General features: G+C 68.3%; 12 protein-coding genes and 1 pseudogene. 8 read left to right on the forward strand and 5 right to left on the reverse strand.

The window, feature by feature from the left end; all coding sequences use genetic code 11:
* The first annotated feature begins 7 nt into the window (after nucleotides 1-7).
* From R1101_RS30185 to R1101_RS30670, 3 genes are all read left to right on the forward strand, one after another.
* Nucleotides 8-112, forward strand: a complete 105-nt coding sequence (locus R1101_RS30185; protein ID WP_442969883.1) for a hypothetical protein — start codon at nucleotides 8-10, stop codon at nucleotides 110-112.
* Nucleotides 113-181: 69 nt separating this feature from the next.
* Nucleotides 182-595, forward strand: coding sequence for an NUDIX hydrolase (locus R1101_RS0110005; protein ID WP_037222743.1), 414 nt, complete (start codon nucleotides 182-184; stop codon nucleotides 593-595).
* Between the two features lie 154 nt (nucleotides 596-749).
* Complete coding sequence (locus R1101_RS30670; protein WP_016933301.1) at nucleotides 750-911, forward strand: hypothetical protein; 162 nt, start codon at nucleotides 750-752, stop codon at nucleotides 909-911.
* Nucleotides 912-938: 27 nt separating this feature from the next.
* Here the strand turns inward: R1101_RS30670 and R1101_RS0110015 are convergent, their stop codons facing one another.
* Both R1101_RS0110015 and R1101_RS0110020 read right to left on the reverse strand, forming a co-directional pair.
* A complete protein-coding gene (locus R1101_RS0110015) occupies nucleotides 939-1,277 on the reverse strand; it encodes a metallopeptidase family protein (protein ID WP_016933302.1) in 339 nt (112 codons plus the stop codon).
* 13 nt (nucleotides 1,278-1,290) lie between these two features.
* Nucleotides 1,291-2,349, reverse strand: a complete 1,059-nt coding sequence (locus R1101_RS0110020; RefSeq protein WP_016933303.1) for a septum formation family protein — start codon at nucleotides 2,347-2,349, stop codon at nucleotides 1,291-1,293.
* A gap of 36 nt (nucleotides 2,350-2,385) precedes the next feature.
* Between R1101_RS0110020 and R1101_RS0110025 the strand changes: the two genes are divergently transcribed.
* Together R1101_RS0110025 and serS are read left to right on the forward strand one after the other, a co-directional pair.
* Nucleotides 2,386-2,778 carry an ankyrin repeat domain-containing protein gene (locus R1101_RS0110025; RefSeq protein ID WP_016933304.1) on the forward strand — a complete coding sequence of 131 codons (393 nt, stop codon included), beginning with the start codon at nucleotides 2,386-2,388 and terminating at the stop codon, nucleotides 2,776-2,778.
* An 11-nt stretch (nucleotides 2,779-2,789) separates the two neighbouring features.
* Nucleotides 2,790-4,052 (forward strand): serine--tRNA ligase, encoded by a 1,263-nt coding sequence (serS, locus tag R1101_RS0110030; RefSeq protein ID WP_016933305.1) that lies wholly within the window; start codon nucleotides 2,790-2,792, stop codon nucleotides 4,050-4,052.
* Nucleotides 4,053-4,058: 6 nt separating this feature from the next.
* Here the strand turns inward: serS and R1101_RS0110035 are convergent, their stop codons facing one another.
* On the reverse strand, nucleotides 4,059-4,559 hold the full coding sequence (locus R1101_RS0110035) for a PaaI family thioesterase (protein WP_016933306.1): 501 nt from the start codon (nucleotides 4,557-4,559) through the stop codon (nucleotides 4,059-4,061).
* Nucleotides 4,560-4,651: 92 nt separating this feature from the next.
* Between R1101_RS0110035 and R1101_RS0110040 the strand changes: the two genes are divergently transcribed.
* Nucleotides 4,652-5,848, forward strand: coding sequence for an MFS transporter (locus R1101_RS0110040; RefSeq protein ID WP_016933307.1), 1,197 nt, complete (start codon nucleotides 4,652-4,654; stop codon nucleotides 5,846-5,848).
* Between the two features lie 21 nt (nucleotides 5,849-5,869).
* On the opposite strand, the gene R1101_RS0110045 is transcribed toward R1101_RS0110040, so the two are convergent.
* Nucleotides 5,870-7,420 (reverse strand): MBL fold metallo-hydrolase, encoded by a 1,551-nt coding sequence (locus R1101_RS0110045; protein ID WP_016933308.1) that lies wholly within the window; start codon nucleotides 7,418-7,420, stop codon nucleotides 5,870-5,872.
* 126 nt (nucleotides 7,421-7,546) lie between these two features.
* Here R1101_RS0110045 and R1101_RS0110050 point away from each other — a divergent pair, with 126 nt between their 5' ends.
* Nucleotides 7,547-8,365, forward strand: coding sequence for a lysophospholipid acyltransferase family protein (locus R1101_RS0110050; protein WP_016933309.1), 819 nt, complete (start codon nucleotides 7,547-7,549; stop codon nucleotides 8,363-8,365).
* Nucleotides 8,328-9,256, forward strand: a pseudogene (locus tag R1101_RS26335) (HAD family hydrolase). Before R1101_RS0110050 ends, R1101_RS26335 begins: the two are co-directional and overlap by 38 nt.
* Before the next feature lie 25 nt (nucleotides 9,257-9,281).
* Here R1101_RS26335 and R1101_RS26340 read toward each other — a convergent pair.
* The coding region (locus R1101_RS26340; protein ID WP_037222747.1) for a hypothetical protein at nucleotides 9,282-9,555 on the reverse strand (274 nt) is incomplete at its 5' end.

The following is a 9,555-nucleotide window of genomic DNA, read 5'->3' on the forward strand; positions in this document are numbered from 1 at the left end:
CCAGTCCATCGTCCGCTGGTACCAACTCGACGGACCCCTCACCCCCGCGCAGATCGCGCAGCGGTACATCGTGATCGCGTTGCGGATCGTGGGTCACCACCCGGCCACCTGAGAGTCCTTCGGAAGTTCGACTCTCGTCGACGGCGGCTACAGCCTGTTCCGGGGCGCCTACGATGATCCGGTGACTCAGGACCGGGTGATCGTCGTCAGTGCCGTCGTTCTCCGCAACGCCGCCGGTGAGGTGCTCACCGTGCGGAAGCGGAACACGTCGCGATTCATGCTGCCCGGCGGCAAGCCCGATCCGGGGGAGACCCCTGCCGAGACCGCCGTTCGCGAATGCGCGGAGGAGATCGGCGCGGTGCTCGACCTCGCGTCGCTGCGTCTCGTCGGTGTCTTCGCCGCGGACGCTGCCAACGAACCCGGCTACCGGCTCGAAGGAACCGTGTACGAGCATCCGCTCGTGGAGGTCGCCGGTGCATCTGCGGAGATCGCGGAGACGCGCTGGCTCGATCCGGCGGCCCTTCCGCTGCCCGGCGATCTCGCGCCACTGCTCGAGCACCACGTCCTCCCTGCCCTCGCGTCCGCCTCCCGGTGACGCCGAAGCTCGGGCACTTCACCACTGTCCGAGCTTTCACCGGAGTGCGGTCGGAGTCGGTCGTCACCCGGCGGAACGCGGACGGTAGGGTGACCCCCGGGGCGGACGTGTGTCGTCTGCCTCGAAGTGACATCGACTGTGGAGGTAACCGGGCATGTTGGAACTCTTCGGCGTCATCGTCGTGTGGCTCACCGTGGCCGTCGTCGCTGTCGGAACCGTCATCATGTTCGTCGTCTCGACGCTGAGCCCGCACTTCGGTCAGCGCAAGGCCAAGGGTCCGCGCCTCGACAAGGCGACCGCCGCGCGCAACAAGTAGCACCCGGTACCGATTGCGGAGAGCGCCTCAGCCCCAGCCCAGCTGGTGGAGGCGCTCTTCGCCGATTCCGAAATAGTGCGCGATCTCGTGGACGACGGTGACGAGCACCTCGTGCACCACGTCGTCGTCACTGTCGCAGATGTCGAGGATCGCGTCGCGGTAGATCGTGATCGTGTCCGGTAGCGATCCCGCATAGTGGCTGTCGCGCTCGGTGAGCGCGACTCCCTGGTACAGACCCAGCAGATCCGGTTCGTCCTCGTGACGCGGCTCGACGAGCACTACGACGTTGTCGATCGCCCGCGCGAGTTCGCGTGGGATCTCGTCGAGCGCTTCCGAGACGAGCTCCTCGAAGTGCTCGTCCTCCATGTGCACCGGCACGTCAGGACCCCGGAAGGGGAACGGCGCCCGGCAACGGCGTCGGCAGCGACCGGCCTTCGGGAACGGGCGGTGGCGGCACGGGCGGCTGGCCGTCGATGAGGATGTCGCCCTTGGCACTGCCGGTGATCGACGAGAAGCCACCACCTTCGACCTGCTTGCCGATCGAGCAGTTCACCTTGCGGCTGCCGGCGAGCCAGCTGTCGTAGTCGAGGTTGTCCCAGAACAGTGTCAGCGTCTTGTTGCGCAGTGCCTCCGGGTCGCCGAGGTATTCGCCGACCAGGCGCGTGCACGTCTCCTCGAGATAGCCGTCCTGGTCTTCGATGCTCGGCAGGCCACCGGGGAACTGCCCGCCCAGGTCGACCACCGCGACGACCTCGAAAGCGTGCGGCTTGGAGCACTCCACCGGATCGGCGGGCACGCCGTTGTTGATGCCGATGCAGACACCGACGTCCCATGCGCGGGACTGGTCCTGGTCGGCGACCCGGCCCTTGATCGGCAGGAGGTTGCCTGTGGTCGACGAGAACTGCAGACCGCACCGCAGGGTGCGTTCGCCGGCCGCCCAGCCCGCCTCACCGGGATTGATCAGGCCGATGCTGAACTTGCCGTGCGGGTCGAACCGGCCGTCGAGATAGTCCAGCGCGGCCGGTGCGCACTGCTCGTCGCGCAACTCGGTGAAGCGTGTGACCGACGGGAACCGCGATCCCGGCCCCCACTCGGTGCCGGGATACAGGCTCAGGTCGATGTCGGCGGCCACCTCGAACAGGTGTGTTTCGGTGCAGTCGACCTTCGCGAGGTCGCTCGCGTCGAGAGCACTCCAGTTCAGGCAGTCGCCGGAGGTGGCGGTACCGAACGCTTCCCCCGCGACCGCGCCGGTGGTGCTGATGCCGGCGCCGCCGTTCTCGTCCCCGCCGCCGGTGCCCTGGAACCCCGCGACGACGAACGTCGCGATCGCCGCCAGGACGGCACCGGCCGCGACGAGCACCAGGGCGCGTCGGGTCAACCGCGCCGAGGGCGGGCGACGGTCGGGCTTGGGCTTGTTGTCTTCGGCCATCACTTCCATCATGCCCGTTCGGGTGGACGCGGGTAGTTTCGGCTCATGGCCGACGACCCGATCGATCCGCAGATTCTCGAGATCGCCAGGCAGACCTTCGACGCCGCCCGCGAGGGAGACGTCGGGACACTCACCGCATACGTCGATGCCGGGGTTCCCGTGAACCTCACCAACGAGACCGGCGACACGCTGCTCATGCTGGCGTCCTATCACGGACACGCCGAGGCCGTACAGGCCCTGGTCGACCGAGGAGCCGATGTCGATCGGCTCAACGACCGCGGCCAGTCGCCTCTCGCGGGTGCGGTCTTCAAGGGCGCGGAGGCGGTCGTGCGGGTGCTCGCCGCGGCCGGTGCGAACCCGCGTCACGGACATCCCACCGCGGAGGACACAGCGAAGATGTTCGGGCGCGACGACTACCTGGAATTCTGGCAGCGGTAGGCTTCGATCCCGTGATCGACCTCAAGTTCCTCCGCGAGAATCCCGATGCCGTCCGCGAGTCGCAGCGCATGCGGGGGGAGGACCCGGGCCTCGTCGACGTGCTGCTCGAGGCCGACGCCTCCCGTCGTGCCGCGGTCCTCGCCGGCGACAACGCACGCGCCGAGCAGAAGGCACTGGGCAAGAAGGTCGGCAAGGCGTCCCCCGAGGAACGCCCCGCGCTGCTCGACGGCGCCAAGGAGCTGGCCGCGAAGGTCAAGGAACTCGAGGCCGAACAGCACGCCGCGCAGGAGGCCTTCGACCGCGCGCACCTGGCGATCTCCAACGTCGTGCAGGACGGTGTGCCCGCCGGCGGTGAGGACGATTTCGTCACGCTCGAGACGGTCGGTGAGCTGCCCACCTTCGACTTCGAACCGAAGGACCACCTCGCGCTCGGCGAGTCGCTGGGGCTGATCGACATGGAGCGCGGCGCCAAGGTCTCCGGTGCCCGGTTCTACTTCCTCACCGGTTACGGCGCGCTGCTGCAGCTGGGTCTGCTGCAGCTCGCCGCACAGAAGGCCACAGCGAACGGGTTCACGATGATGATCCCGCCCGTGCTCGTGCGTCCCGAAGTCATGCAGGGCACCGGCTTCCTCGGTCAGCACGCCGACGAGGTGTACCGGCTCGAGGAGGACGACCTCTACCTCGTGGGCACCTCCGAGGTGCCGCTCGCGGGTTACCACTCGGGCGAGATCCTCGACCTGTCGACAGGGCCGAAGCGGTACGCGGGCTGGTCGTCGTGCTTCCGTCGCGAAGCGGGCAGCTACGGCAAGGACACCCGCGGCATCATCCGCGTGCACCAGTTCGACAAGGTCGAGATGTTCGTCTACTGCCGGCCCGAGGAGGCCGCCGCGGAGCACGAGCGTCTGCTGAGCTGGGAACGGGAGATGCTCGCCGCCATCGACGTGCCGTACCGCGTCATCGACGTCGCCGCCGGTGATCTCGGGTCGTCGGCCTCCCGCAAGTTCGACTGCGAGGCCTGGGTGCCCACGCAGGAGCGGTACCGCGAGCTCACGTCGACGTCGAACTGCACGACCTTCCAGGGGCGTCGCCTGAACGTCCGCTACCGCGACGAGAACGGCAAGCCGCAGACTGCCGCGACCCTCAACGGCACGCTCGCGACCACCCGATGGCTCGTCGCGCTGCTCGAGAACCACCAGCAGGCCGACGGTTCGGTGAAGGTGCCCGAGGCGCTCGTGCCCTTCGTCGGGCGTGAGGTGCTCGAACCCGGCGCCTGAGAACTGTCAGCGCAGGATCAGGCAGGTGGTCGAACCCGTCGCGAGCAGGCGTCCCTCGGAGTCGCGGGCCTCGCCGCGCGCGGTCGCGGTGCGACGACCGGTGTGCTCGCAGAAGCCCTGCACGCGGACGACACCCTTGCCGGTCTGCACCGGACGGACGTAGCGCACCTGCAGGTCGAGGGTCGTGTAGCCGACCCCGGCCTCGAGGGTGCTCGCGACGCAGAAACCCATCGCGGTGTCGAAGAGGGTGGCGAGTACGCCGCCGTGGATGCTGCCCACCGCGTTGGCGTGGAACTCCTCCGGCTCGAGGGCGACCTCGGCGAAGCCCTGGCCGGCGTCGGTGACGGTGAAGCCGAGCGTGCGGGAGGTGGGATGGTGCGGGATCGTCCCGTCGATCAGCCCGCGCAGGAAGTCGAGACCGTGCATGTCGCGGTTGGCCGCCGACGTCGGCGCCGGGTCTTCCCACGTGTAGGTACGCTGCCGCTGCTGGTGCTCGTCCGTGCTCACGATGACCGACCGTATCCCACCGCGGAGGGCGTGACATGGGGAGCCGGGCGTGCCATTCTCGTTCCATGCGCCGTCGATGTTGATCCGGCCCGGTGACCTCGCTGTCCGTGCGGGTGGTCGCGTACGCGTCCGTCCGTGAGTTCGTGCCGCTCTACGGGCTGTACGCGCTGCTGTTCGAGGATCACGGACTCGACACCCGCTCCATCTCGTCGCTGTTCGTCCTGTGGTCGGTCGTCGCCTTCGTCTCCGAGGTGCCCTCGGGCGCCTGGGCCGACACCGTCTCCCGTCGCGGTCTGCTGTTCGGCAGCGGTGCCCTGCTCACCGCCGCGTTCACGATGTGGCTGCTCTGGCCCGGCTACTGGGGATTCGCGCTCGGCTTCGTCCTGTGGGGTGTCAGCGAGTCGATGAAATCCGGCACCTTCGAGGCCCTCGTCTACGACGAACTCGCCGCGCGCGGCGGCGAACACCGCTACGCGGCGATCATGGGTTACGCCGCCGCGGGCGAGATGACGTGCGTCTTCGTCGCGATCCTCACGGCGGCACCGCTGTTCGAACTCGGCGGATACGCACTCGTCGGCTGGGTGTCGGTCGCGATCACCGTCGTCGACATCGCGCTCGTGGGAATTCTTCCCGCCGCCCCGAAGGTGGAGGAGGCCGACGAGATCGCCGGCAGCGGCGACACCGTCCTCGCCCGCTACATGTCGTCGCTGCGCGCGGGAACGTCCGAGATCCGCACCGGCCGGGCGGTGCGACGATCGGTGGTCCTCGCGGCGGCACTGCTCGCCTGCCTCGCCTTCGACGAGTACTTCGCGCTGCTCGCACGCGAATCGGGGGCGGAGACCGGATTCGTGCCCGTGCTGGTCGCGCTGACGGCGGTCGGGCAGGTGGTCGGCGCTGCGACCGCCGGGCGGACGGCATCGATGAGCGGCCGCACGATGGGTGTCGTCGTGACGGTCGGGTCGGCACTCATCGCGGGCGGGGCGCTCACCGGCGGGATCGCCGGATTCACGGCGATCGGTGTGGGTTACGGCGCGCTGCACAACACGGCGATCGTCGCCGAGGCACGCCTGCAGGACACGATGTCCGGTCGCGCACGGGCGACCGTCTCGTCCGTCGTCGGTCTCACGAGCGAGGTGCTGTCGGTCGCGGTCTTCGCCGGTTACGCGCTCGGCTCGCTGTGGTTGCCGATGTCGGTGCTGGTCGCGGTGACGGTACTTCCGCTGATCGGGCTGGGTGTGGTCGCGCCGAGGCTGTTGCCCCCGGCGCGACCCGCCCGGGATCGATCGTGAGGTTGTTCTGTCGGGTGCGGATCACAGCTTGCTGCTGCGCAGCTCGTGTCCCTTCGACGTCTTGCACCGGCCCGACTCGAGATCCCACTGCCAGCCGTGCAGGTTGCAGGTCAGCGTCGTGCCCTCGACGACACCGAACTTCGACAGATCTGCCTTCAGGTGGGGGCAGCGACGCTGGATCTCGTAGCCGCCCAACTCGATCGACGCAGAGTCGTCGTGTGCTTCGGCGAACCAGCCGTCGGCGTACGCGATGCGCTCGTCGGTGAGGCACTTGAAGAAGGTGTAGAGGAACTCGTTGTATCCGCCGATGCGCCACGCGGTGAATCGGGTGGACAGGAAGATCGTGTTGACCCAGTCGGGTTCGTCGTCGCGGAGAACCGTGCGCACCAATTCGGGTGCGATGCGGAAACCGTAGCGGTACTTGCCTTCTCCCTCGATCGGCTCGCGCACGACCCGCTTGGGGAAGTCGAGCACCACGGTCTCGTCGCCCATCACGAGACCCACCGGATAGCCGATGCCGTCGCAGATGAGATCGGACTGCGCCATGATCGGCTCGAACTTCGCCTTGAGCGCGGGCAGCAACGGCTCGCCCTCGGCAGGTGCCCAGGCCGCCTTCTGCGCGGCGATGACCGGCGCGAAACGCTGCGCCATGTCCTCGATGTAGGCGGCCTTGTCGGTGAAGATCGCCTCGACCTGATCGTCGGGGATCGGGTGCGTGAGCGTCATGTGCTCGCTGCCCTTCAGATCCACCACCGAGCCGGGGATCATGAGCAGTCCGCCGTCGCGACCGTGGATCCGCAACTGCTCGAGGAAGACCTGCTGGTCGGGGAAGATGTTGCCCTCGTCGCCGTGGTCGTCGTTGAGGTCGCGCAGGTCGTCGTCGAGGAAGACCGGGGGGCCGGCCGACGGCACGATCCAGGTGGCATCGACCTGGTCGATGTAGCTGCGGCAACGATCCATCCCGCGCTGGCGCTTCTGCTTGCCGAAATTGGCCTTCGTCTTCTTCGGGATGTCGTAGACCATCGGGTACCAGATGGCCCCCGAGTACTGCAGCAGATGGATGTCGATCCTTCCGAACGCGTCGAGCATCACGTCCATGTCGATCGGCCGCGCGTCGTTCATGTTGAACACGGTGGTCTCACCGTCGGATACGACGAGGCCGGAATCGCCGATCGGCCCGTCCGCGGGCGCGCGCAAGGCGATGATCATGATGTCCAGATCACCCTTGGGGCCCGAGACCGTGTGCTTCACCGAATCGGTGGTCTCGAAGAACTTCGTGAAGCCGAGCTTCTCGAGTTCGCGACGCAGGTCCGGTACCGGGTAATCGGGCAGCAGGACGGTCGCATCCTTGTTGACGTGCCTGCTCAGCGTGTCGGGATCGAAATGATCCTTGTGCAGGTGCGAGACGTACAGGTAGTCGACGTCGCCGAGGGCGTCCCAGTCGAGACGCGTGTTGTCGGGGAACGGCACCCACGACGCGAAATACGCGGGGGTCACCCACGGATCGCACAGGATGGACCCCGCCTCGGTCCGGATGTGGAAACCGGCGTGTCCGACGCTGGTGATCTGCACCTTCTGCCTCCTGACGTGCTGACCTACGTACCGTCCAGGGTAGGGGGAGCCGGAACCGGCACATTCGTCGGCACCTGGCGACGCATCCGGTGGGCGTGGCCCGGGCACCCCGCTAGGCTGACCGGCGTGGAACCCTTCTATCGGACCATCATCGGTGTCGCTCGCACGCTCTTCGCAGCGCAAGGGCTGAAATTCGACATCACCGGGGAACACAACATCCCCGCGACCGGCGGTGCGGTCATCGCGATCAACCACACCGGTTACATGGACTTCACCTACGCCGGCATCCCCGCGCGGGCCACCAAGCGGTACATCCGTTTCATGGCGAAGAAGGAAGTCTTCGACCACAAGATCTCCGGTCCCCTGATGCGCGCGATGAAGCACATCCCCGTCGACCGCGGCGACGCCGGCGAGTCCTACCGTCTCGCCGTGCAGGCGCTGCGCGACGGGCAGCTCGTCGGGGTGTTCCCGGAAGAGACGATCAGCCGCAGCTTCGAGCTCAAGGCGTTCCGGTCCGGCGCGGCACGGATGGCGAACGAAGCCGGTGTCCCGGTGATCCCCATGGTCATCTGGGGATCCCAGCGGGTGTGGACGAAGGGGCACCCGAAGCGGCTCGGACGGACGAACACCCCGATCACCATCGAGGTGGGCGCTCCCGTCCAGCCGTACGAGCCGGCCGCGGAGATGACCGCGCAACTCCACGCGACCATGGAGGAGATGCTCCACAGGGTGCAGGACGGCTACGTCCACGAGCCCGGCGCCTACTGGGTGCCCCGCCGTCTGGGTGGCTCCGCGCCGACCCTCGAGGAGGCGACGGCTCTGGACGAGGCGGCGGCCGCCGAGCGCCGAGCGCGGAAGGCACGCGAGCGTGCCACACGTGAAGGTACCGCCGGCAGCGAGAGCAACGATGCGGGCGGCGACGGGCCCGGTACTTCGGCACAATGACGGAGTGAACGCACAGTCGAGTCGAGAACCGCATCGGGACCACGGCACGGGCGCGTCGCGTCCTGTCCCCACCGACGGGACGCGTCCCGGATTGGTGGCCACCGACGTCGACGGCACTCTGATCGACGACACCGAGAAGGTGTCCGATCGGACCCGCGCCGCGGTGCATGCGGTGGTCGACTCCGGCACCCCCTTCGTTCTGGCGACCGGTCGCCCGCCGCGCTGGATCGCGCCGGTGGTCGAGGAGCTGGGATACGCGCCGATGGCGGTGTGCGCGAACGGTGCCGTGCTCTACGACAGTGCCACCGACCGCGTGCTCAGCGCCGCAGTGCTCGAGGCGGACGAACTGGCGTGGCTGGCCGAGGTGGCCTCGTCGGTGCTTCCGGGGTGTGGTCTGGCCGCGGAGCGGGTGGGGGAGCGGGCCCACGACGCGGCGACGCCGCAGTTCGTCAGCGCTCCCGGATACGAACACGCCTGGTTGAATCCGGACAACACCGAGCTCGCCGAGCACGAGGTGGTCGGTGAGCCCGCCATCAAGCTGCTCGTCCGGCTCCCCGGCGCGACCAGCCGGGAGATGGCGGAGGCTCTCGTGCCGAAGCTGCACGGGCTGGTCGACGTCACGTATTCGACCACCCACGGACTGATCGAGATCTCCGCCGCGGGGGTCACGAAGGCGTCCGGTCTGCAGGAGATGGCGCGGTTGCTGGGTGTTCCCCACGAGACTCTCGTGGCCTTCGGGGACATGCCCAACGACATCCCGATGCTGTCGATGGCGCGTCACGGTGTGGCGATGGAGAACGCGCATCCGGACGCGAAGTCGGTCGCAGACGAGTCACCGCCACCAACGTCGAGGACGGGGTGGCCCGCGTTCTCGAACGGTGGTGGCGGTGACTCGTTCCTGCCGGTGCGCTGCGGATCAGCCCGCGGGCGCCGGCTCGGGTGCCGGTTCCGGCGCAGGTGCCGGTTCGGGCGCAGGGGCACCCTCGGGTGCGGGTCCTGCGACGTCGGCCGGCTGATTCTGCAGCGCCTGGTCGTAGGCGTCGTCGTAGGCGCGCAGCACCTTGGTGACGACACCCGTGACCTCGTTGAAGATCAGCGAGCCGAACTCGAAGTCCGAACGCCGACCGTCCGGCACCCGGTACTCGTCGCTGGTGGGCAACCCCAGCTCACCAGCGTCGAGTCCGTTCTTC

This window comes from Rhodococcus sp. R1101 (genome assembly GCF_000278445.1).
In the GTDB taxonomy this organism is placed as follows: Bacteria; Actinomycetota; Actinomycetes; order Mycobacteriales; family Mycobacteriaceae; genus Rhodococcus; species Rhodococcus gordoniae.